Source organism: Sphingopyxis sp. 550A (assembly GCF_053569535.1).
Window position 1 is genome coordinate 1,785,498 of the sequence record NZ_CM131615.1, and the last position, 22,997, is coordinate 1,808,494.

Sequence of the window (22,997 nt, forward strand, 5' to 3'; positions counted from 1 at the left end):
CAAGCTCACTGACGCGGCGTGTAAGCCTTACCGTCGCCGAGGAATCGGGTTGCCCGCGCGCGGGCCTCGCGCTCGCTTTGTCCGCGCCGCGCGGCTTCGAGCGATTCCTTGCGGAACTGCGAGGCCATCAGGTTTTGAAGCTGAAATTGCTGCTTGGTCGCGAGCGCGAGAAGCTGGTTCGTTGCCTGCTGCGCCTGCAAGCTGCCTTCGGCGCCCTGGCTCTTGGCGACGATCTCGCTGAGCGCCTGCGCGTCGTCGCGGACATTCTCGACGATGCCGCTTTGGACCTGCATCGTCTGCCGGAACGCGGCCATTTCATTGTCGAGACGCTGTTTCGCGACCGCAATCCGCTGATCACGCTCCATCACCTCGCCGACGCTGCCCGGAAATTGCCGCCGGAATTGCTCGTCCAGTTCATCGACGCGGAAGTCGATACCCTGCGCCTGCCCCATCAACCGGTCGATCTCGCCGAGCGTCTGGCGAAGCTGGTCGAGCTGCGGAAAGTCGATGCGCGCGAGGTTCTTGCCCTGGTTGACCAGCATCTGCGCTTCGTTCTGCAAGGATCGGATCTGATTGTTGACCTGCTGGAGCGTCCGGGCGGCGGTGAGCAGATTCTGCCGGTAGTTGGTGGGATCGAACACGCTGATCTGCGCCGATGCGGGCGCACTCGTCATGCCGGTGCCGGCGATGACAGCGCCGATCGCGCCGAGGCCAACGGCCGAGGTGAGCAGATATTTGCGGACGGGAGAGCAGGACATGCTGTTATTCCTTTTCTGCTGGAGAGTGGACGACGGGGAATCGGCCAAGCAGCTCGGCCGCCCAGTCGAGGCCGGCTTGGGTCAGGAAGTGCGCGGCGAAGTCGTCCGCGCCATGTTCGGCGAGAATTGCGTCGATGCGCTTCTGCGTCTCGGGGTCCGATGCGCCGCAAAGGGCGAGTGCGATCGGACCTAGCCCCAGCTCGAGCAGCCGGTTGCCGCGCGCGGATTGCAGGTAATATTGCCGCTTGGGCGTCGCACGGCTGACCAGTTCGATTTGCCGCGCATTGAGTCCGAAGCGGGTATAGGCGGCTTGGCTCTGCGGCTCGATCGCCCGGTCATTCGGCAGCAATATGCGCTGTGGGCAGGATTCGATGATCGCAGGGGCGATGCTGGAATCCGCGATGTCGGCGAGCGATTGCGTCGCGAACACGACCGCGACATTGCGCTTGCGGAGAACCTTCAGCCATTCGCGGATGCGCGCGGCAAATAAGGGGTGGTCGAGGAACACCCAGGCTTCATCAAGAATGAGCAGCGTCGGCTGCCCGGTGAAGCGTTCTTCGAGACGATGGAAAAGGTAAGTCAGGACCGGAGCAACAACACCTGCCTGTCCCATCAATGCTTCCGTCTCGAAACATTGCACGTTGGCAATCGCAAGGTCGTCCTCGGCGGCGTCGAGCAAGCGGCCGAACGGTCCTTCGAGCGTGTAGGGCGCGAGGGCCGAGCGCAGCGGCGCCGATTGCAGCAGCAGCGACAGGCCAGTCAGCGTCCGTTCCTCGACCGGGGCGGTGGCGAGATTGGTCAGCGCCGACCAGAGCGATTCCTTGATTTCGGGCGTGACGACGACAAGCTCATGCGCGAGCAGCGCCGCGATCCACTCGGCTGCCCATGCGCGTTCGTCGGCGCGGTCGATATGGCGCAAGGGCTGAAAGGCAAAGGCAATGGCACGGCCGCCGCCGATACCGCCCGCGTCATCCTCGCCGCCCAGCCCGAGCGCGTGATGCGCGCCGCCCATCGCCAGCACTGCGGCGCGCGCAGAAAAGCCCTTGTCGAAGATATAGACTTGGGAATCCGGGTAGCGCCGGAACTGCAAGGCGAGCAGCGCGAGCAACACCGACTTTCCCGCGCCGGTCGGGCCGACGATCAGCATATGCCCCACGTCGCCGACATGCGTTGAAAGCCGGAACGGCGTCGATCCGCTGGTTTCTGCATAGAGTAGCGGCGGCCCATCCAGATGGGTATTACGCGCCGGCCCCGCCCATACCGACGATAGCGGCATAAGGTGGGCGAGGTTCAGCGTGTGGACGATGGGTTGCCGGACGTTGGCATAGACATGCCCCGGCAAGCTCGACAGCCAAGCCTCCACCGCGTTGATGCCCTCGCGGATGCAGGTGAAGCCGAGGCCGTTGACGATCCGCTCGACGGCGCGAACCTTCTCTTCGACGCGGCCCCGATCGGTGTCAGCGACAGTGATCGTCGTCGTCAGATAGCCGAAAGCGACGTGATCGGCGCCGAGCGCCTGCAACGCCAGGTCGGCATCGACGACCTTGTTATCGGCGTCGGAATCGAGAAGCTGGGCGGGCTGGTTGTAAATCACCTCGCGCAGCATCGCCGTCACCGACTTGCGCTTGTTGAACCATTGGCGGCGCAGCTTGGTCAGCGCCTTCGTCGCCTCGGTCTTATCGAGAGCTATAAACCTTGTGACCCAACGATATGAAAAATCTTCGTGATTGAGCGCATCGAGGATTCCGGGCCGGCTAAGGTTCGGAAAACCCAGGATGGTCAGCGTCCGCAAATGCTGGTCGCCAAGCATCGGCTCCAACCCGCCGGTCAACGGCGTATCGGTCAATATGGCGTCGAGATACATGGGGGTTTCGGGGACCGCGACGGCATGGCGGCGCGTCGAAATGGTGCCGTGGAGGAAGGTGAGCGTCTCGCCATCGTCGAGCGCGCGCACCTCCGGCATGAAGCCGGAAAAGAGATCAAGCGCGCGATCGGTTTCGGCGATGAAGCCGACGAGCGCCTGCCGCCAATCGCGTCCCTTCACATCGTCGCTGCGTTCGACCAGCGCGCGGCCCGCCGTATCGGCCTGATCGGGCGGCGGCAGGAAGGTGAGCGTCGCATGGTAGCGGCTCTCAAAATGCGCGCCCGCATTCTCGAAGCTCGCGCGCCGTTCCTCGTCGACCAGCCACGATGCGGCGTCGGGAAAGTCGCTATCGGGATAGCCCAGCGCCTCGCGGCGTTCGGCCTCGAAGTGGAGCGCCCAGCCTGACCCGAAACGCTTGAGAACATTGTTCGCGCGCGCGCAGGCGGCGACCAATTCCGCCTCCGTGGCGGATTCCAAATCCGGCCCACGAAAGCGCAAGGTGCGCTGAAAGCTGCCGTCCTTGTTCAGCACGACGCCGGGGGCGACGAGCGCCGCCCAAGGCAGATGGTCGGCAAGCCGGTCGGCACGATTACGATATTCGCGCAGGTTCAGCATGTCAGATACCCCCGCTGGCGAAGGTGGCGAGTGACGATGGGCGCGAAATCGGGGTCACGCTTCGCGGCGAATACCGCGAGCGTGTGACCCCCCGCCCACATCACCAGCCCCGCAATCCATTGCTGCAAGCCGAGTCCGAGCGCGGCGGCGATCGTGCCATTGACGATCGCGATGGCGCGCGGCGCACCGCCGAGCAGGAGTGGTTCGGCCAAGGCGCGGTGCATTGGCGCCTCGAAGCCTTCGATATGCGAGCCTGCGCCGATCATGCGATCAACGCCCCGCCGCCGAAGCTGAAGAAGCTGAGAAAGAAGGAACTGGCCGCGAAGGCGATCGACAGGCCAAAGATGATCTGGATGAGGCGCCGGAAGCCGCCCGCCGTCTCGCCGAACGCGAGGGTCAGGCCGGTCACGATAATGATAATGACGGCGACGATCTTCGCGACCGGGCCTTGGACCGATTCCAAAACCTGCTGCAACGGTTCCTCCCACGGCATCCCCGATCCGGCGGCCTGCGCGGTCGCGGCAATGGCGATGCCGAGCAATGCCGCAGCAGCGGCGGTTACGGCCTTGTTCGGTTGGCGGACGCGGGACAGGCGCATGTCATTCTCCTTCAAATGCGGTGGAATCGGAGGTGAGGTCGAGGACGGCGTAACCGCCCTGCGCGTCGAGGCCGGCGACGCGCGCTATCGTCTCGACGCGCCTCGCGAGGCCGCGCCCGGAAATGAACACGATCCTGTCGATGGCCTCGGCAATCAGCCGGCGCGGGACGGTGACGACGCTTTCCTGAACAAGCTGTTCGAGCCGATAGAGCGCCGCCGTCGCGCTGTTCGCGTGGACGGTCGCGATGCCGCCCGGATGCCCGGTGTTCCATGCCTTGAGCATGTCGAGCGCTTCGCGGCCGCGCACTTCGCCGACGACGATGCGGTCGGGGCGAAGACGGAGCGTCGATCGCACAAGATCGGCCATCGTGACCGCGCCGGTTCCGCTCGGGCCGATCGCGCGGGTGCGAAGCGCGACCACATCGGACGTCGCGCATTGCAGCTCGCGCGTGTCCTCGATGAGGATAACGCGCTCGTCGAGGCCGGCCATTTCGGCAAGCAGCGCATTGGCGAGCGTCGTCTTGCCCGATGACGTGCCGCCCGCGACGAGGATATTCCGGCGCTCGACAACCGCCATCGACAAGAGCCGCGCCGTGTCGGCGGGCATGATGCCGTCCTTCACATAGTCGAGCAGCGTATAGATGCGCGCGGCGGGCTTTCGGATCGAGAAACAGGGCGCGAGACTGACCGGCGGCAAGACGCCTTCGAACCTTTCGCCCGCGCCTTCACCGTGTGGGGGCAACTCGGCCGAAATGATCGGGGCCGCCGCATGGGCTTCGGTGCGCGCATGGCTCGCGACCAGGCGAATGATGCGCTCGATCTGTGCCGGGTCATAGCGCGTGCCGGTGTCGGTCCGGCCTTCGCCCAATTTGTCGAGCCGCAACACCCCGTCGGGGTTCACCATGATCTCGATAACGGCGGGGTCGGACAGTGCCGCGGCGATGCCCGGGCCCATTGCGGTGCGGAGCATCGCGCGGCGGCGATCGGATGAAAGTGCCTCGCTCATCGTGAGCCTCCATTGTCTTTCGGGGGTGCCGCAAGGGTGCGCTGGCCGCTGGCGAGGGCTTCGCCAACGCGGGTAACGAACGCCTCGAAGCGGTCGCGGCCAATCGCGCGCGCCGCCTCGTCGGCTTCGGGCAAGGGTGCCTGCACCATCAGTTCGTAGCGGACGAACAGGGCGAGGCTTTCGAGCAGGATATGGCCGTCGCGCTCGATGCGCCCGAGCGCCATCGACATGCGATCGAGCCGCTGATTGAATCGATTTTCCAATTCGCTCGCGGCCTGCCGGTTAAGCCAGGCTGTCAGCGCGTCGGTCAGGATCGCCGATTTCGACGCGCCGGGAGCGGAAGCCAGCGCCTCAAAGCGGTGGCTCAAATCCTCCGGCAAGAATAGTTGGTAGCGGACGCGCTTGGGTTTGATCGACGCCATCGTCAGAAACTCGGAAGCGTGTCGCTATCGCGACCCTGATTGATGGTGTGGGCGCGGATCAGCGTGCCGGTCGTGCCGGCGCGATCCATTGCGTGCTTGTCGACGACAGGGTTGGCGTCGTCGTTGTCGAGGCCGAGAAGATCGAGCTGTTTGAGCGGCTCCGCCTTCTTTGCCGATTCTTCGCCGAGGCCGGGGTGACGCTGTTGTTGCAAGCCGCCGTCCTCGGCCACGCTGGCTTCCTCGTCGATCGCCGTGAGCCGGATATCGGTTGCGCGAACCATCCCGGTCCAGTCGTCGGGGCGGCCCTTGGGGCGGTCGGGGTAATCGCCAATGGCAAGCGCGGGCGGCGGGACGAGCCGCGCGCGGAAATTGGCGTCCTTGTAATATTGCAGTTTCTTCGCCCGGATCGGGGCCATGCCCGACACAAGAACCAGCTCGTCAGCGGGCGGAAGCTGCATGACCTCGCCTTGGGTCAGCAGCGGGCGCGCCGTCTCCTGCCGGCTGACCATGACGTGCGCGAGCCAGGGGGCGAGCCGATGGCCCGCATAGTTCCGCATGGCGCGCTGCTCGGTCGCGACGCCGAGAGCATCGGAAACCCTCTTCGCCGTCCGCTCGTCATTGGTCGAGAAAACGACGCGGACGTGGCAGTTATCGAGGATCGAATTATGCTCGCCGTAGGCTTTATCGACCTGATTGAGGCTTTGGGCGATCAGATAGACCCTGATCCCGTAGCCGGCCATGAAGGCGAGGCTCGTCTCGAAGAAATCCAGACGGCCCAGCGCCGGAAATTCGTCGAGCATCATCAGGAGTTGATGCTTGCGCTCCTGCATCCGGTCGGCATCCAGCTTCTCGGTCAGGCGACGGCCGATCTGGTTGAGCACCAGACGGACCAGTGGCTTGGTCCGCGAAATGTCCGACGGCGGAATGACCAGATAGAGCGATACGGGATGGTCGGCTTCGACCAAATCCGCGATCCGCCAGTCGCAACGCGACGTGACCTCCGCGACGGTCGGGTCGCGATAGAGGCCGAGGAAGCTCATCGCTGTGGAGAGGACGCCCGAGCGTTCGTTCTCGCTCTTGTTCAACACCTCACGCGCGGCCGATGCGACGACGGGATGAACCTGCGGCGCCTCCTTGGTGCCGAGGTGATTGGTGGTCATCATCCGGCGCAGCGTCGTCACGAACGGGCGCTGCGGATCGGACAGGAAGGTTGCGACGCGCGCGAGTGTCTTATCCTCTTCGGCGTAGAGAACATGAAGGATCGCGCCGACGAGAAGCGAATGGCTGGTTTTTTCCCAGTGCGACCTTCTTTCGAGCGCCCCTTCGGGGTCGACGAGAATGTCCGCGATATTCTGAACGTCGCGAACCTCGTTCACGCCCCGCCGGACCTCCCGCAGAGGGTTATATTTGGCGGAAGCGGAGTCGGTCGGATTGAACAACAGGACGTTGCTGAAGCGCGCGCGCCAGCCCGCGGTAAGCTGCCAGTTCTCGCCCTTGATATCGTGGATGACCGCCGAACCGGTCCAGCTCAGCAGCGTCGGGATGACGAGCCCGACGCCCTTGCCGCTGCGGGTCGGGGCGAAGGCCATGACATGCTCCGGGCCGTCGTGGCGAAGATAGCGTCCGCGCTTGCGCCCCAGAAATACGCCCGCGTCTTGGAACAGGCCGGCCTTGTCGATCTCACGCGGCGTCGCCCATCGAGCGGAGCCATAGGTGGTAACCTGGCGCGACTGGCGCGCGCGCCATAGCGACCCGGCGATGGCGGCGGCGCAGCCGAGGAAGCCGCTCGCGCCAGCGAGCATCCCCGCCTTGTCGAATATGTGCGGCGCATAGGCGTCGTAGTGATACCACCACGGGAAGATGGACCACGGCCGATAGACGGGCGTGTCTCCAGCCATGAACCAGGCGGGTCCTAGCTGCGATTGATAGCCGAGCTGCGCCGCACACCATTGCGTCGCGGCCCAGATGCCCGCAATGACGATCGCGAACACGATAAGGATTTGGCCGATCAACAGCTTGGTGGGGGTCAAGAGTTCGCTCCGGGAGGACGGAAGTGTCCAGACCCGGTAAATCGCACCGATCAGCCGACGCGAGACAGTGACGCTAGGATGCTCGGTTCATGCTCGGTCGCCGCGTGCGCACTCAGTAGCAGCTGAGCGGCCAGAGGCTTTGTCGGCTTCGCGCCCGAAACCAGCCATCCACTGTGACTTCAGGTGTGATCAAAAGCAGACGCTCAACCCATCGCAGTGAATCGTTGCGCTACAGCCGAGCCGCGCGCCGAGCATCGCGTCAGTTACGTGTCCGGTGAATGGCATCGAGACGCACTAGGATGCCAACGATTAACCTCGAGGAACGCAGGAGCAGGTAGCGCTGCGCGATCGACCACCCTGACCCGCGCGTTCCATCGCCGCAGCCGTAGGTTTTCATCTCAAAGGGCACGTCAACTGTTTGCCATTGAAATCACGGCGTCGAGCAGGACCTTTACAGCCGCGACCGCCGGGCCTTCTACCAACATCCCGCACTCCAGGTTGGTCGACTTCGATCGCCTCAACAGGTTCGCCGAGCCCACATAGGCGGCGACGCCGTCGGCTAGGACGATCTTTGCGTGGAACGTCTCGTTCGCGCTATCGGTGCCGCCGTAGTCGATGATGCGCGTCGCGATTGAGTCGATCCGCTTCCCCTCGGCGCCGCATGCGAGGAGCTGCGTCGCGTCGCGGAGCACCAGGATGCGTTCGGTCGCGATTGTCGCCTCGAAGAGGTCGGCCGCCCAAGCCGCGCCGACCCGGTCGATGTAGGGGATCATGATGGTAAAGCGCTGGCGCGCGAGACCGGCGACGTGCTGGAATGCGTCCGTCGTTCGGGTGAGCGCGACGTATTCGCTTCCAATGTCCGCGGCAAGCGCGCTGGCGAGCCGGCTTGGCTCGGGCGGCATGGTCACAACGAGGCGCGCCGTGGCCTTCGGCGAGACGAGGATCTCTCCGGGCATCAGGCGATGCCGGGATCGAAGTAGCCGACGAGGTTCGGCGCGGTCCGGGGTTCCCACTCGGGGCCTTTGCCCCCCTTTAGGACCGAGCGAGAGAGCAGCAGGTTAGAGGCGATGCAACTCACCTCGGATACCATGACGCATGCCGGGCAGGCGCCGCCGCGCGAGTCGCAGAGGCTGCCCGATCCGCAGCGCAGGTTCCTTGGGTCGAGCGCGCGCTTGAGGAACGCCTCGGCGTAGTTGCGCCACATCGCCGAGATGTTGCCGAGGTCCGGCGTCATCCCCTTGCGGTAGATCACGAACGACAGGTCGGCGGGGAATATGTGCTCGCCGATCCCGTCCCGGTCGACGCCGGAGGTGTCGGCGAGCGAATGCATCATTTGGTGCGAGAGCGTGTGCAGCAGGAGGTAGACGTAGGCGGGCAGCGTGCGCGGGTAGCCGCCTTGCCCCTCACGGTCCTTGAACTTCTCGAGGAAGGGGCCGAAGTCGGCGTAGCGCTCGAGATACGCCCGCCCGACATGGTCGGCCGGTGCGTCGACGATCTGATTGGCCTCCAGCCAGCGCAGGACCCGCGCCTCGTCGAGACGGAAGTATAGCGCCTCGTTGAGCTGCTGCGTGACGTATATCGGCCGCTTGTTGTCCGCGATCGGCAGCTGGTCGAAGGCTTTAAGCCGGACCGGCATATCGACGCGCTGGCCGTTGTGCTCCCGCTGGTAGATCGGTGTCGCCGACACGCGCGTGTAGCCGAAGCTGAATTCGCAGATTGGCAGTCCGCGGATTAAGACCAGGCGCTCCATGCCGAGATGCCTGAGCAGCGAACCGACGGTCTGCTGGTATTTCGCCTTCCGGGTCGGGTCGTTCACCACATCAGTCAGCGCGACGTCGGGGTCTATCACGTCCACCGCCGCGTGCCGCTTCATTGCCTGATCGATGTGCTCTCGCACGAACGCATCGTGCTGCACAGTGAGGCGAATCGGGTCGTAGCGGCGGGTCCAGTCCTCGCGCACGGCGATTGCCTGCAGGACGGCGGAGCTGCCGAGTTGGCCGCGTTCGGCGATGCCGTCGGCGAACCATGCCTCTCGCAAGGCGGTCGCCGCCTCGCGGTGCCGCCTTGCGGCGTCGGCCCGGCCGGAGGACTCCGCCTTCTCCGCCATGCGCATGTAGGTCTCGTATTCGTCCCACTCGTCCACACGCGTCAGGTCGGACTCAACGCCCTTGCGGATCTCGTCCTCCGAAGGCTCGGCGAACGGTATCTCGTGTATCTGCGCCAGCTTGGCGACCAGGCCATCGCCCCGCTTCGGCGTCATGAGCTCGACGACCGCGCTGTCCTCGAACACGATGAAGCTGGTCCTCTGGACGTAGAAGGTCGAGTTCGCCCGGTACGATACCGGGAGCATATTGACCTCGATCCACTGGAACTGCCGGCCGCCGTCGTTCTGCTGCATCTGCAGGCGCTCGAGCGTGTCGGGGTTCGCCTTCTTGAGCGCCCGGGTCTCGCCGCAGCCCTCGCAGACGTATCGCCATTCCGAGAACACTGGGGCCGCATTCCGCAGCTTGAAGCTCGACGATCCGCAGGTGCACATTTTGATCTGCCGGGCGGTGCCGGTCTGCGGATCGAAGTTGTAGTTGAAAGGGCTGAGCGGCTCGATGTCGCCGGACCAGTGGGCGTAAACAACGTCGACCTGCGTCCAACGGGCCTCGTGGCCGTTACACTTCCTCGGCAGCGGCTGCCTCGCCTGGTCGGCGACGCTGTCGAACTCGCGCGTCGAGCCGCAGATGCCGCACCGGTAGAGGAGCGGATAAGGGACGTATCCGACCTTGTCCGGGCTCGTCATCTGGAAATCGACCCGCTGCACGCGCGCCTCGCCCGACTTTGAATCCCGGAACGGCGTGTCGAGGACGAGTTCGGGCAGGGCGTCAGGCAGCACCTTCATTACCCGGTCGCGCCAGTTGGTCACCGCGTCGTTCAGGTTCTCGAAGATCAGGTCGATCGTGGTCGGCTTGAGATCCTTCGCCTCGTTTGGCAACGGAACCGAGCGGCATATGCCCTTGCCGCCCTCCCACGTCATCAGCACGCCGGGCGCGTAGGAGCCCGCGATCTGCACACGCGAGCGCGACATCGTCGGCGGTTCTAGCGGATCGGGGTCGGTCCGTGCGGCGCCGATCGACGAAGGTCGCCGCGCCGGAGTGTTGCGCCAGTCTTTTCCAGCCTTCTCAGTCATCGCTGCCCCCGTCCGCGTCGAGTTCCGAGGCGCTGCCGCGCTGGGTCCTGATCGCCTTCATCACCTTCGCGATGTCCCGCCGGTCGACGTCCGCGGATCTGCCGCGGGCCCGCGGATCGCGCATCGCCGCGACGATGTAGCCGGCCTCGTCGACGTCCCGCAGCGACGTCATCGGCGGCTTAAACACCGGCACGTCGGTCCAATAGTCGCGCAGACTTGAGATCGTCGCGAGGCTCGAGATGTGCCGCGCGAACCGCTCGACCTGGTTGTCGACCAGGCCCCGGTAAAACTCCTCGTAGTGCGGCGACCCGAGATTCGACGTGCCCTTGCCGGCAAAGCCGCTCGCGCGCAGCATGAACGAGATCAGTTCCTTGGTGAAGCCGAGGTGGTCGCGCTTTTCCAGCGCCGCGAGGCGGCTGACTTGGTCCATGTGCGGGACCTCGTACTTACGGGCGTCGTCCTTGGCGATGAAGTCGCGCGCCTCGCGCAGCATAGCCCAAGCCTGCACATAGGACGCCATGGTCCGCTTGATCGCATTCTCCGCCCAGCGCTCGACCGCCGGCGGCGCGATCATGCGCTCGAGGAAGCGGTGGAAGATGTCGTGGGTCTCGACCACGTACCGGTCACGCCTGCTCTGCGGAGTGGGGAGCAGCATGACGAAACCCACGTGCGTGCGGCCGACGCGGCTGGATGCCTGGATGTATTCCGCGATGTCGGACGGCAGACCGGCGAAGAACATGCTGTTGAACCGGTCGACGTCCACGCCGTGGCTAATCGCCGACGTCGCCACGATGTTGCGGACCGTGTGGGCGACGTCGGGGTAATCGGCACACGCGAACGACCGGTCGGCAGCCTCCATCACCGCCTGAATCTCCTTCATGTCGATCCCACCCGAGATCAGCCGGCTTTCGAACGGGGCGTGGGCGCGACCGATGCGCCGGTGCTCCTGCTCAACTGCCGCGCTGAGGGCGTCGATCACCTGGTCGCCGCCCTTTTTGTTGGTCACGTATGCAAGGGCGATCCGGTGCAGGTCGATCAGCGCCATGATGTCGGCCTCGCGGCCCTGCCCAACGGCACGGTCGATGGCCCCGCGGTGCCAGTCGCCGGCGCGCCCCGCCGAGACAGCCGCGCGGATTGTCGCGATCGTCTGCGGACGCTTTCCCTCGTCGAGCATTCCGTCCCAAAGCGATGTGATGATGCCGTGGAAGGCGGCGAGCACGCCGACGGTCGTCACGGTGTGCGTCGCATCGTTCGTCATCAACGAGACGTAGAGGCGCATCCACGGCGCAGTCGCCTCCGGTGCCTGCGCGAACGGTAGCGAAGCGGCGAACGCGACGCGGTCGCCGTTTTCGGCGGGCGAATCTGCGGGAGCTGCGAAGAAGGAGTGGTAAAGGTCCGGACCCGGATAGGGGAACCGGAGCGGAATGCGCTGGTAGAGTGTCTCCAGCTGGCGCTCGGGGGTCGAGATCGTGGCGGTCGCGGCAATGATCTTCGGCATGCGCGCCGCCCCCCAGCCGTCGCCAGTCCAGCGCCTGGCCACGCCGAGCGCGTCTCCGGCCATGTCGGCGATGTCCTCGAACGTCGTGTCGAGCAGGGTGTCGAAGAGGCCGCTGAAGGTGCCGAGGCTCTCCTCGAGGAGATGCGCCTCGTCCTGAATTAACAGGGACGGGAAGGGATCGTGGAAGACATGCTGTCCGGTGTGGTAGGCGGGATAGACGTTGGAGCAGCGGTCGGCGGCGGGATCTCGCTTGAGGTCGGACTCGCTACGCGGATTGTCGAGGTTGCCGCGGTGGTCGATGCGCCGCGCGAGACCGAACATTCCCAGCACCTTGCTGATGGTGCTGGTGTTCTGTCCGAGCATTGCCAGCTTGTCGACGGTGCCGAGCACGATCGACGGAGCCCGCGCGTAGACGGCGTCGTCGGTGAGCAGGAAGGGTAGCGGGTGACGGCCGCCGTGCGCTTTGTTCCATTCGCAGGCATTGTTGAAGCAGAGGATCGCGGCGCGCTTGCCGAACTGACCGTCGGATTCGTCGCGCCTGAGACCGGTGTTCTCCCCGCAGACCGGACATTCCGGGATCTTGTCGAACGCCTCGCGCGCGTCGACGTAACGCCGGCCGCGGTCGCGCTCTTGGTCGTCGCCGGTCTCGCCGTCGAGGGCGCTGTCGTCGAGATGGTCGTGGTCGCTCGTCAGCGGGATGTCCGACTTGAACGCGCCGTAGTGGTTGGGTGTGTTCTGGCTGCCGACCCAGAAGCCCATCTCGAACGGCCAAGCGCCGACGCCGTGCTGCTTGCGCACGAGCTCCGCCCTGACGACCAGCTTCAGCAAACGCTGCGCCTGCTGGAGCGTGAGGAGCCGGAGCGGGTAGCGGATCATGGCGGTGATCCCGCGGTCCTTGCCGCGGAGGCGGTCCAGGAACATCGCGAACAGCAGCGTCCCGTAGAACGCCTCAGACTTCCCGCCACCGGTGGGGAAGTAGAGCAGGCTAACACCGTCCTCGTCGAGCAGTGGATCGTGCGCCTCGCGCCATTCATCCATCCGCGAAGCGAAGACCGGCACGTGGGCGAGCACGAACGCCATCTGGAAGAGGCGCCATCCGCGGCTCGGGTCGAACGCGTCGCGCAGCGCGAAAGCCTCGTTGGTCATGGTCCATGCCCGCCACGGCGCCGCACGTCGCTCGAGCCCGTGCCGGTCGCCGCCTTCACCGGCGGAGAGTGCGTCGGCGGCCTTCTTCGATGCGATCAGCAGCTCGACACCGCGCTCTATGTATCGCGCCTCCGCCCGCTGGGCCGCGATGTCCTTCCGCAGCCGGGCCGTCTCGATCGCGGCATCCGCCGGTTCGAGACCCGCGGTGACGGTGCCCGTGAGCTGCGCCTCCTGACGATCGATCCAGGCCAGATACTCTCGCGGCAGCTCGAGCAGCCTGGAAGCGTCGAACGACGGATCCTTTAGGACGACGAACTGGAAGGGGAGGTCAAGGTTGCGCGCGACGATCCTCGGCTGCGCGAAGCGCGGCGCGCATGTCGTGCGCAGCCGCAGGTTGCTCCCTTCGATCTGCGCCTCGACACCGCAGTTGAGACCGATGGCCGGATATTCCAAGTGCTCGCGGAAGCGATAGGACGGCTCCACCCGGTCCAGCCGCAGCTGGCGGTGGGCGTCGGCCGGGATCTCGATCGTCAGGCCGGCGTTGAACACCGTGTTGCAGCGGTCCCGCGCGTCGGTTGGGGTTGGCTCGGGCGACTGATTGTCGAGCATGATGCGCATCGAGATCGCACTGGCGTCGAGGAAGTCGGTCTGAAGCTCGACCTTTACGACGACGCGGGACAGGTCCGGGATGAGGCGGTTGCGGTCGACAGGACGTGCCGACAGCGCCGCGACCGCAGTCCGCCACTTCTCCTCGCTCAGCGTCTCCCCCGGCTGCACGGAAGCGTCGCGCCAGGCGATAGTCGCGCCCGGGCCGGTCACCCACGCCTCTAGCTGGGTGGCGACCGCGTCGCCTAGCGACCGATTGTAGGTATCGATGGTCGAGGCCAGTTCTGAATCCGCCGCGTCGCACTTGAACTCCAGTGTCGGCAGATCCAGATCGAGCCGCGTCCACTTTCCGGGTATGGGCGCAGGATCAACGAGCCCGAGCGGCAGTTCGCGGCGGTCGCGGACGAGCCGGGCGATCGGCGGAAGTGGCGGCTTCGCGTCCTCGGGGGTGTTCTGGTCGGTGTCGGCGACGTCCTCCGACGGCTGCACGGTCTCGTCCGTGTCGACGTCCTCCGTCAGCAGCTTGATGCCGTGTGCGGCATAGGCCTTCCGCCGGACCTCGGCCAGGATCTGCGCACGGGTCGCCCGCACCTTTGATCGCTTCGCCTCGTCCATGCCCTTCCAGTCGGGCTTGTCCACGCCGGCGGCCTGGAGGGCGGGCATGCGCTCGGTCCGGATCACGTCGTCGATCTGCTGCTGAATGTTCGCGCGCAGCCGGAAGTCGAAGTCGAGCTCGCCACCGCCCGCGATCAGGTCGGTCCATTCCGGGATGACCCTGACGTATACCGAGAACCGCGGCGTGACGCGCATCGTCGCGCCGGACCCGGCGACCGTGATCAGGTCGACGCCGATGGCGGCGACCCGGATGTCGGTCGTCTCGTCTGCCTGGCCGGAGGTGTCGAACCGCGGCAGGAGCTGTCCCGCGAAGATGCCTCGCCTCGGCGAGCTGCCGAGCAGATAGCGTCCGCGATCGTCGCCACCGGCGACGCGTCCGACCAGCGCGTTCACCAGCGCGTCGCAGACCGCCTCCTTCAGCTCGACGTCGATCTTAGAAAGCTCGCTGTTCGACTTACCCTTCATCATCCCCTGAAGCTCCTGACATTGTCGACAACGGCCACGTGCTCCTCGGCCATCGACCGCAGCAATCGTATTTGATCGGTGCGGTCGCGGTTGCTCGCCATCGCGGCGTGCGGATCGGTGAGGATGCCCCGAAACGCGTCGTGAAAGACATTGCCGTAGCGCAGCCGGTGCGAGCGCTGCGCGACCACTGCCCAGCGCCAGAAGTTGCTCGCTATGCCCTCGCCAATCCCGAGGGCTCCGGTGAATCGCATGAACGTCTCGCGATCGCTCGGCGCGTGTGGGACCACGTCGTGCAGAGGCTTTTCGAGCTCGTCGGCTAGGTCGATCCAGTAGCGCGCCCGCTCGGTTGTGACCGACCGGTCGCCCATCCGCGCGACGAGCGTCCGCAATTTCGCCTGGATCGACGGCTGCGGGATCGCCGCGAACCTTTCGGCCACCAGCTCGTGATAGTCGCGGATCTCCTCTGAAGCGGTGGCCTGGATGTTCACCAGCGTGCGCGCCCGCTCGACGAAGCTGTGGCCGATCACGCAGACCTCGTCGCCGGGCTTCACCGCCGAGGCGGGACGCTCCACGAATGAAGTGGTGGTAGCGCCGTCGTCACGCAGCACGATCTCGGTGCTTCGACGCGCGATGATGCGCTGCTTGTTCTTGAGTTCGATTTCGACGAGGTTGCGTTCGCCGCGACCGCCCCCGCTGAGGTCGACCACGGTGCCGTTCGGGAACTCGATGTCGTCGGTGGGCATCTCGAAGCGGACGACGTGACGGCCGATCTCCTCGACCCTGGCGTTCGCCTTCGCCGCGAAGCTGCGGAGCCGGACGGCCAGCGGCGCGATCCCGATCTCGGCCCCGAGCCGCTCGGCATCTCGGGCGGCGAATGCCAGCGTATCAGCGTCCGCCAGCACGGTCACCTGCTCGGGCAGCCATGGCTGGCTGAGCGTGGTCAGGATGGCGGTCCGCGTCGGCGCGACAATAACCACCCGTTTGAACTGGTTCCGTGCGCCGGGCGGCAGGTCGGCGACCGTCCTGAGCACACGCTCCCCGCCGAACCGGACGAACTCAGAATCGATGCGCGCCGCCAGCTTCGGCTCTGCGACACGCAGGCGGTCCGCAGCGAACTCTGCGACCAGGTCCGACCGGAAGACAAATACCGATTTCGAGCTCGACCGCGCCGCCGGAGTCAAGACCGCATCGAACAGCGTCGTCATCGGGGTCGCCGCGTCGAAGGCCCGCATGATTTCCCGTGCCTTGCCGAGCGTCCCATCGTCGGCGTCCACCTGGCTTGCCAGGGCGCGGGAATCGGCGAGCGTGGCGAGATCGGCGCCCGCCCGGTAGACGGACATCAGATCGTTGGCCGCCGCCGTCGAGGTTTCCCGTTCCATGAAGCGGCCCAGCTCAGCGAGGGATCCAGGCAAAGAAGCCGTCCGTCGGATGGTTGCCATGAGGTTTCGCGCCGTCTCGGCCCCCTTCAGATCGCCCCTGTCCGAAAGGCTATTCGCAAGGCGGCGGACCGCCTCTATCCCGTGCGCCGTGTCGCCGAAAAACCCGTCGGCCTCGATCCGGTCGCCGCCCTCGAACGCCGCCGCTACTGTTGAGATCGGCTGAACGATGTCCGAGGTCTGGGAATAGGCCACGTGCCCTGGCGCCGGGACCTGTTTGCCGTTCTTTCCAGGTCGGCGCGTGCCGAGGATGTCGAACCGGGCTGTCCGGTAGGTCCACGGGTCGTCGGCGATGGCCATGATGCCGGTGGAGGGATGGACGTCACGCAAGCAGGCCACCATCTCGACGGCCTTCTCGACCCAATTCCATCCGAGCCTGCTGCGGGCGTTCCGCGTCAGGTCGAGGATCAGGAGGTCGGGGCTGCGCTTGATTGCGCGGAGGTCCACGCCGATTCGCTCGCCGGCGCGCAGCGTGTAGAGGAAGAAGTCCGCCTTGTCAGGGTCGTCTGCCTCGTTCGAGCGACTCTGCTTGCCGATGTCTGTCTTCGACCGCGTCCGCCATAGGAGCGTGCTGTTTGCCGCCCGTTCGCCGCGCGGCGTCGCGTGGGGGACGATCTCATCAAGGATGGGGTGCTCGAACTCGGCATAGTCGCGACCGTCCGATGCGCGCCCGGTCAGGTTGCGCACCCGGCCCAGGACCTGGTGGAAGTCCTTCGCCGCATCGCCGCCACCGTTCATGTAACGCTTGACGTGCTCGAAGTTGGCCGCGCCAAGCTCATGGCGGTCCACCTGCACCTGTCGGGCCTGGGCATGGGTGCTGCGCGCATAGGGGAAGACGACCGCGCGGACCTCGTCCGACCGGCGTCGCACTGTCTCGCTCGCGCCCTTCGACACTAGCCGCTCCGTGTCGGCGCTGCCGACCGCCGCGATCGTCAACAGTCCGGCGATGGCGGACGGGGAAATTCGCACCGGCGGCCACGGCATCACCACCTGCACCGAGCCGTCCGACGCTACCTCGGCGGCCGACCGGACGAGACGTTCGTAAGCGGGTGTGACGGCGGCCACCTCGCTCAGTCCCAGCTGATGGAACGGTTGGGCGGCGAGCGCTGCCATGTATCGCTCAATGTCCCGCGGTTTGCGCGCGGGGACGGCTGGCTTCGTCGGTGCTGCACTCGCCGATTGAGCGCGCGCGGCGCTCACCTTCGCCATCTTCAACAGCAGGGCCTGGCGCTTGTCGAGTGTGGCCCGACGCTGCTCGGCGCGGTCGTCCAGGCCCATATTCGGCGGCTTCTGGAATGGCCGGTCCCGGGACATCAGGCGTCGCTCGTTTCCGGCACGTGCCGGTATGCGGCGCTGGCCGCGGCTTCGCAATCCCCGTCAGCTTCCTCGAGCGCGTCGGCGAATGCCGCCGGGGATGGAAGGTCGAGTTGTCGCAGAAGCGTCACCGACACCGCGGCGGTGCCCGACACCCGGCGGTAGCGTTGATCGACCGCAGCGGTGTTGAGGAGCTTGACCGCTAGGTCCAGCATTTCGGGATCGTCTGCGGTCAACACAATGGTGTGGTTCTCGCTGACGAAGCCGCCCCACTTCGACTTGACCGACGGGTCTACCATTGCCGCGACCAGCCGCCGGGGCTGCTTGTCGTTGGTCGTGCGCTGCATGACTGCGGCGGCGCTGGTGACGATGGCGGTGCTGTCCTCGGTAAAGGTGACGAAGTCGGTGCCCGCGTTCTTCTTTCCGTACGGCAGGCACGTGGTGCCGGGCCGCACGTTCTTGGCCCAGATGAGCGGGTATCCGCGCTGACGTCGGCGGAGCTTGGCGACGAGGCGGCCTTTCTCCCGGTTCCACACGAAGTATCCGGCGCGCGCCGTCACGCCGTAGTCAGCCAGCGTTGAACCGCCGACTAGAGTCGGATCGATGGCAGGCAAGGGCCAGGCGTCACCCGCCTCCGACGGTAGCGTCTGCTCGGTGACCGGGGCGGCCGACGGCACCGCGCCGACCACAGGGAAGCGGACGGTCGCCGTCGCGTCGTGCGACTTGCCCTTTCGGGCGATCAGCACGCTGATGTCCTGCGCCACGTCGATGAAGACGCCGTCGCGGCCCGGGATCGAGCCGACCGCGATGACTTCTGCCTGCGAACGGATGAAAGCGCGCATCCGGTCATACAGCGGGCCGGCGCGGAAGCTCGACGGAATGACCAGTGCGACGATCCCGCCGGGCTTGGCGTGCCGGAAGCACAGCTCAGCGAAGAGCGCGTACTTGTTGACATGCCCACCGTGCGCGACCTTTCGCCAGCCCATGCCGCTCACCTGGTCGAGGCCGACGCGGCCATAGGGCGGGTTCGCGATCACCAGTCCATACGATGCCGGGATCGTGACCTGCAGCGCATCGCCGTTGATGATCACCTCGCGGTGGAGGGGCGAGCCCAGGCGCTCCGCAATCAGGCGTCCGGAAAGGGTGGCGAGGCCGGTGTCAATCTCGATGCCGTTGAGGCGATATGCCACCTCGTTCGGGTTCAGCCCGGCGATGGCCATGCGGCCGGCGAGAGTTGACAGGAAGGCGGCGCCACCCGCCGCCGGATCGAGCACGGTGTCCGTCTGGATGTCGAAGCCCGCCTCGATCGCGAGGTCCACCACCGCGTCGGCGACGGCCGGAGGCGTGAAGTAGGTGGCCTGCGATCGGCGGACCTTGGTCGGCAGCAGCAGTGTGTAGAGAGTCCCGACCCAGTAGTGGCGCTCGTCGACTGGGAGTGCCCGCAGCGCGCGGCGGAAGACGTCCAGGCTGGGCTCACCGATGTCGGCAAGCAGGTCGAGGCAGATTTCGACGCGGGCTTGCGGCGTGCTCGCCCGCTTGACAAGCGAGCGAGCAGTCGTGCGCGCATGCGCGAGCAGCGTAGCCTTGCCCCCCCTCTCGTTCACTGCGATTCCCCATGCGCCGACCACCTGCGCGCAGTAGTCATAGCGGGGCTGCACTCGCTCGTAAAACCGATTAGCTGCCGTTTCTTATTGACCGTGGTTCACTTCGTTAGACAGTTGTTCGACTTAGTCAGAGCCGCAGTCCTATCTCAGCAAAACCGACATGAAGACCTGCACAGCTTTTTCGGGCGGCGAAGCCTCGCTGCGCAAGGTTGCGAGGCAGCTTATGGATTCGCGGGTCTTAGACACCGAGCAACCTACAACGCCGTCCGAACCGATTGGCGCAACTGAACCTCGCGTCCAGTCCCGGCTGTTGCGTTGCACATGTCTGAGTCTGAAATGGACGAGCGCTTGCGTTTGAAAAGCGGGCGGAGTGATCTAAAGGGCTAAATCTGGATCTTAGCGGTGTCGGCAGCCGTTAAACGAGCGTCCGCCTCTCGCCCTTAGGGGTCTGAAAGTTGCCAGTCAGGTCACGGCCAGATTGGGTCACGAAATATTCGGCCCGCTGCGCTGCCGTCCGAATGTCCAGCTTATGCCGCCCTCGCGCATTATGCCCGACACATTCTTGCCGATTTGCCGCTCCATCACCGGACGCCACGGAACCAGCGTGAAATCGCGCGACCGCTCGACAAGCGCATGGCGTCCGCTCGTCATATCGACAGCGCGGACCAGACGGCCCTGAATCGGCTCGTGCGGCTTTGCTTCGGCAAAGGGCTTGCCGACCTCATCCGATAGCTGACCAGCGACGCGCAACAGCTCCCGCCGCTGGAGCGTGGCGAGCATGTCCCGGCGATAGATGGTCTGCCCGTCCTGCTCCTTGGCAAGCTGCTCGGCGATCAGCCATTGCCGCCGCGCGGCCTGCGCGGCGCGGACCTCACGCCCGAACCCGGCATCGCGCACCGGCGCTGGCGCATCGGCGACCAACTCGCGGTCGAGCCAGGTCGCGGCGTCCACCTCGGGCAGCTTGTCGAGCGGCACGGCCGACAGCGTTTCGACGGTGACAGGCCGGTCGCGAAGCTGACGGGCCTCGAACTTTTCCACCTTGCCCAGATGATCGGGCGTGATGATCCAGCTTCCGTCAGGTTCGCGCTCGATGCCCCGCGTAACCCGGCGCATCGCTTCAAGCCTGCGGACATGCGTTTCGGCAAAGCGTTCGCTGGCGGTCGGATCGTGCTGCAAATGCGCGTCCACCGTATAGCGCCCGCCATTGGCGGCGGCGACCTCGACTATGGTGCGATCTGCGGGGCGCACACCGGCGCTGCGCGGCGCGATCTGGACGATGGCGTCTTTCGGAATAGGCTCGACTGCTTCGCCCTTGCCGATCTCGGCATAGTGGGTGCGACCGTCGATGCCGTCGATCAACAGATAATGCCGGTCGCTATGCTCGTCGGCGAGGCCGCGCATGACGACGCGGCCGACGATCGGCGGCGCTCCTTCGGCCGCCGGATCGTATATGACGCGATCGGCGGACGCGCGTTCCAGATTCCGCGCGGTCAATTCGCGCTGCATGGTGCGGATAATGTCGCCGCGTTCACCGATCCGGCGCAGCGTGTTCGCGAGGTCGGGTTCGAGCCGCCAGCTATCGCCGCCGATATGCGAAGCGAGGGCCATGCGTCCGAGCTTCTGCAAGCGGCCGATGCGAAGCGACTGCTGAAAGGGATCGGCGTCGCTCGCGCTGACCAATCGGCCCGTGTCCATGTCGCGGATCAGCTGCCGGTCGATGACGGTCAGCCGTTCCTCGTTCACGTCGCCGCGAAGCCGCTCCGCAATCTCGAGGTCGGTGCGCGGACCAAGATCGAGGTTCACTATGTCGATGGCGCGTTCGCGAAGTCCGTGCGAAATATATTCGCGCGCAATCACCAGGTCGTCGCCGCGATCATTCTTGCCGCGCAGCACGACGTGGGTATGCGGGTGGCCGGTGTTGAAATGATCGACCGCCACCCAGTCGAGTTTCGTTCCTAGATCCTGCTCCATCTGCGTCATCAGCAGGCGCACAAACGGCTTCAAGTCCTGATACTGGTCCGCGTCCTCGGCTGACACGATGAACCGGAACTGGTGTCGGTCGCCCGACGACCGTTCGAGGAACGCCTTGCCGTCCGCCACGTCTTTGTCGGCTGAATATAGCTCGCCGGGCTGGCCCTCGCGGGTCACGCCGTCGCGCTGGATATAGCTGAGGTGAGCGCGGGCGCCGCCCATACCTTGTCCGGCCAGCTTGACGGGGCGCATCTTGACGATGACGCGGCGCGAGCGGAACGCCCCAAGCCGGTCGCGCGAGCGCAGGACGCGCGCGACGCTAGCGCCGCGGCCGATCCGGCTGCCGTCGAAGCCGCCGCGCTTGCCGGTTTTCATGCCGGCGCGCTTGGCCGCCTTCACGACCTTGTTCAGATAGCGCGCATCTTGGCCTCGGCCTATGCGGCCCAGGCGCGGCACAAAATCATCGTCGCGCATATGGCGTCCTTCCGGTCTGGAATGACGCTCCCCGCTGTCAGACATGGCGCGTCGGCGCGGCGAGGCAAGGAGTCTCGCGATTTGCGGCCGAAAGCCGCAGATAACCGCCATTCATGACGGCCTTGTCTCGCGGCTTAGCCGCGTGTCTCGCAACCTTCCTGAAAAAACGATGTGCAGACAAAGGCTTAATAGTGAATCGCGGTAACGCGAGACACTATTTTTATCTTGCCGTTCGCGCTTTCATCCTCCCAGCCACCCCATCCGGACAGGCTTTCGCTCGCGCCGAACCGGGACTATGGCCGCGATGTGAGAAATGGCGGAACGACGATTGCGGGGCAGATAGAACGGCTGATCGTTCGGCTGGACGGCGCTGCGGTGTGCGATGGCTGCGTGACCGATCGGCTCAATCTGTCGGTTCCCGCCCAAGTCAATGTCGTCACCCGCGCTCTTGGCGGGGTGCGCGGGTTCGAGCGCAAGAGGGACGAATGTGCGCTTTGCGGCAGCACCAAAACGGTGATCCGGCACGATGCACGTTAGGCAACGGGAGCTTTCGGGGAGCGTCTGCGCCGCGTTGGCGCGGTCGCGGCGGGCGCCGTTTTTGCCTTCGTGACCGAGGCTTTTCGGCCTCCTTTCGTCCCGAGGCCGATCTCTTTGGCGAGCACGCGTCGGCGCTCGGAATAGTCGGATGCGACCATTGGATAAGACGCGGGCAGGCCCCATTTGGCGCGATATTCGTCAGGGGTAAGCCCATGATCGGTAGCAAGATGCCGCCTCAGCATCTTCATTTTCTTGCCATCCTCAAGGCAAACGAGGTGGTCCGCCTTCACCGATGCGCGCACCGAGACGGCGGGTTTCAGTTCGGGTTCGGCTTCGGCGGGTTCGCCGCCAAGTGCGGCCAGGGCGCCGTGAACCCGCTCGATCATCGTCGCCAGGTCGGCGAGCGCGACATTGTTGTTCGAGACGTGCGCCGCGACAATGTCGGCGGTCAGCGTAAGCAAGGTTTCGTTCTGCTCGTCGGCCATGATCGTCTCCCTTGATCTGTTCGGGACCGGGGTAGGTAACAGATAGAAGAACGTCAAATTTTGTCTTGAGCGCACAAGAAAAAGCCGCGCGGCTGCGAAGCGCCGCGCGGCAGAATATTGGAGTAAAACTGTCGCTCTAACGGATCGAATACGACCTCCAGACGACAAGACATTGCACGATCCGGCACGGCCTGTTCAGCAGCGCCGCCTTTTCCATCGCACGGTCGAACGAACGATAGGTGCCGTAAGGCGACCAGAGCGTGCCGCGCACCTCGGGGTGCGGGTATTGCTGTTCCAGCACATAATTGGGACGTTCAGGAGCCATGATGCCCTCCATCAAAAAGGAGGGATGGCGGACGCGCCGCCATCCCTGTGAGG

16 protein-coding genes are annotated in these 22,997 nt (G+C 65.5%); 1 reads left to right on the forward strand and 15 read right to left on the reverse strand.

The annotated features are described in order from the left end of the window. Positions 1 to 5: 5 nt before the first annotated feature. The 13 genes from trbJ to rlxS all read right to left on the reverse strand — a co-directional run bounded on the left by trbJ (position 6) and on the right by rlxS (position 21,597). Positions 6 to 758: a P-type conjugative transfer protein TrbJ gene (trbJ, locus tag ACVENA_RS08630; protein ID WP_449328449.1), complete on the reverse strand. Its 753-nt coding sequence runs from the start codon at positions 756 to 758 to the stop codon at positions 6 to 8. A gap of 4 nt (positions 759 to 762) precedes the next feature. Beyond that, positions 763 to 3,237 carry a conjugal transfer protein TrbE gene (gene trbE, locus ACVENA_RS08635; RefSeq protein ID WP_449328450.1) on the reverse strand — a complete coding sequence of 825 codons (2,475 nt, stop codon included), beginning with the start codon at positions 3,235 to 3,237 and terminating at the stop codon, positions 763 to 765. Next, positions 3,231 to 3,503, reverse strand: a complete 273-nt coding sequence (locus ACVENA_RS08640) for a VirB3 family type IV secretion system protein (protein ID WP_449328451.1) — start codon at positions 3,501 to 3,503, stop codon at positions 3,231 to 3,233. The genes trbE and ACVENA_RS08640 overlap by 7 nt, the downstream gene beginning before the upstream one ends. After that, a complete protein-coding gene (locus tag ACVENA_RS08645) occupies positions 3,500 to 3,835 on the reverse strand; it encodes a TrbC/VirB2 family protein (RefSeq protein WP_449328452.1) in 336 nt (111 codons plus the stop codon). Before ACVENA_RS08645 ends, ACVENA_RS08640 begins: the two co-directional genes overlap by 4 nt. Before the next feature lies 1 nt (position 3,836). Then, entirely contained in the window at positions 3,837 to 4,841 is a 1,005-nt protein-coding gene (trbB, locus tag ACVENA_RS08650) for a P-type conjugative transfer ATPase TrbB (protein WP_449328453.1), read from the reverse strand. Next, positions 4,838 to 5,209 (reverse strand): CopG family transcriptional regulator, encoded by a 372-nt coding sequence (locus ACVENA_RS08655; protein WP_449328454.1) that lies wholly within the window; start codon positions 5,207 to 5,209, stop codon positions 4,838 to 4,840. The genes trbB and ACVENA_RS08655 overlap by 4 nt, the downstream gene beginning before the upstream one ends. A gap of 56 nt (positions 5,210 to 5,265) precedes the next feature. Next, a complete protein-coding gene (locus ACVENA_RS08660; protein ID WP_449328455.1) occupies positions 5,266 to 7,293 on the reverse strand; it encodes a conjugal transfer protein TraG in 2,028 nt (675 codons plus the stop codon). A 410-nt stretch (positions 7,294 to 7,703) separates the two neighbouring features. Then, a complete protein-coding gene (locus ACVENA_RS08665; protein ID WP_449328456.1) occupies positions 7,704 to 8,249 on the reverse strand; it encodes a phospholipase D-like domain-containing protein in 546 nt (181 codons plus the stop codon). Further along, complete coding sequence (locus ACVENA_RS08670) at positions 8,249 to 10,468, reverse strand: hypothetical protein (protein WP_449328457.1); 2,220 nt, start codon at positions 10,466 to 10,468, stop codon at positions 8,249 to 8,251. The genes ACVENA_RS08665 and ACVENA_RS08670 overlap by 1 nt, the downstream gene beginning before the upstream one ends. Next, positions 10,461 to 14,801 carry a DEAD/DEAH box helicase family protein gene (locus ACVENA_RS08675; RefSeq protein ID WP_449328458.1) on the reverse strand — a complete coding sequence of 1,447 codons (4,341 nt, stop codon included), beginning with the start codon at positions 14,799 to 14,801 and terminating at the stop codon, positions 10,461 to 10,463. The genes ACVENA_RS08670 and ACVENA_RS08675 overlap by 8 nt, the downstream gene beginning before the upstream one ends. Continuing rightward, positions 14,798 to 17,512: a hypothetical protein gene (locus tag ACVENA_RS08680; RefSeq protein ID WP_449328459.1), complete on the reverse strand. Its 2,715-nt coding sequence runs from the start codon at positions 17,510 to 17,512 to the stop codon at positions 14,798 to 14,800. The genes ACVENA_RS08675 and ACVENA_RS08680 overlap by 4 nt, the downstream gene beginning before the upstream one ends. A gap of 35 nt (positions 17,513 to 17,547) precedes the next feature. Beyond that, positions 17,548 to 19,206, reverse strand: a complete 1,659-nt coding sequence (locus ACVENA_RS08685; protein WP_449328460.1) for an N-6 DNA methylase — start codon at positions 19,204 to 19,206, stop codon at positions 17,548 to 17,550. 429 nt (positions 19,207 to 19,635) lie between these two features. Then, a complete protein-coding gene (rlxS, locus tag ACVENA_RS08690; protein ID WP_449328461.1) occupies positions 19,636 to 21,597 on the reverse strand; it encodes a relaxase/mobilization nuclease RlxS in 1,962 nt (653 codons plus the stop codon). A gap of 225 nt (positions 21,598 to 21,822) precedes the next feature. Here rlxS and ACVENA_RS08695 point away from each other — a divergent pair, with 225 nt between their 5' ends. Next, complete coding sequence (locus tag ACVENA_RS08695) at positions 21,823 to 22,134, forward strand: hypothetical protein (RefSeq protein ID WP_449328462.1); 312 nt, start codon at positions 21,823 to 21,825, stop codon at positions 22,132 to 22,134. Here the strand turns inward: ACVENA_RS08695 and ACVENA_RS08700 are convergent. Next, positions 22,131 to 22,619 carry a MucR family transcriptional regulator gene (locus tag ACVENA_RS08700; RefSeq protein WP_449328463.1) on the reverse strand — a complete coding sequence of 163 codons (489 nt, stop codon included), beginning with the start codon at positions 22,617 to 22,619 and terminating at the stop codon, positions 22,131 to 22,133. The two genes, ACVENA_RS08695 and ACVENA_RS08700, sit on opposite strands and share 4 nt — an antisense overlap. A gap of 136 nt (positions 22,620 to 22,755) precedes the next feature. Beyond that, positions 22,756 to 22,944 carry a hypothetical protein gene (locus ACVENA_RS08705; RefSeq protein ID WP_449328464.1) on the reverse strand — a complete coding sequence of 63 codons (189 nt, stop codon included), beginning with the start codon at positions 22,942 to 22,944 and terminating at the stop codon, positions 22,756 to 22,758. Positions 22,945 to 22,997: the final 53 nt, after the last annotated feature.

What these genes read in the sequence shown, in the direction of transcription:
- trbJ (WP_449328449.1), bottom strand. Translation starts at nt 758, where the DNA reads ATGTCCTGCTCTCCCGTCCGCAAATATCTGCTCACCTCGGCCGTTGGC.
- trbE (WP_449328450.1), bottom strand. Translation starts at nt 3,237, where the DNA reads ATGCTGAACCTGCGCGAATATCGTAATCGTGCCGACCGGCTTGCCGAC.
- ACVENA_RS08640 (WP_449328451.1), bottom strand. Translation starts at nt 3,503, where the DNA reads ATGATCGGCGCAGGCTCGCATATCGAAGGCTTCGAGGCGCCAATGCAC.
- ACVENA_RS08645 (WP_449328452.1), bottom strand. Translation starts at nt 3,835, where the DNA reads ATGCGCCTGTCCCGCGTCCGCCAACCGAACAAGGCCGTAACCGCCGCT.
- trbB (WP_449328453.1), bottom strand. Translation starts at nt 4,841, where the DNA reads ATGAGCGAGGCACTTTCATCCGATCGCCGCCGCGCGATGCTCCGCACC.
- ACVENA_RS08665 (WP_449328456.1), bottom strand. Translation starts at nt 8,249, where the DNA reads ATGCCCGGAGAGATCCTCGTCTCGCCGAAGGCCACGGCGCGCCTCGTT.
- ACVENA_RS08670 (WP_449328457.1), bottom strand. Translation starts at nt 10,468, where the DNA reads ATGACTGAGAAGGCTGGAAAAGACTGGCGCAACACTCCGGCGCGGCGA.
- ACVENA_RS08675 (WP_449328458.1), bottom strand. Translation starts at nt 14,801, where the DNA reads ATGATGAAGGGTAAGTCGAACAGCGAGCTTTCTAAGATCGACGTCGAG.
- ACVENA_RS08680 (WP_449328459.1), bottom strand. Translation starts at nt 17,512, where the DNA reads ATGGGCCTGGACGACCGCGCCGAGCAGCGTCGGGCCACACTCGACAAG.
- rlxS (WP_449328461.1), bottom strand. Translation starts at nt 21,597, where the DNA reads ATGCGCGACGATGATTTTGTGCCGCGCCTGGGCCGCATAGGCCGAGGC.
- ACVENA_RS08700 (WP_449328463.1), bottom strand. Translation starts at nt 22,619, where the DNA reads ATGGCCGACGAGCAGAACGAAACCTTGCTTACGCTGACCGCCGACATT.
- ACVENA_RS08705 (WP_449328464.1), bottom strand. Translation starts at nt 22,944, where the DNA reads ATGGCTCCTGAACGTCCCAATTATGTGCTGGAACAGCAATACCCGCAC.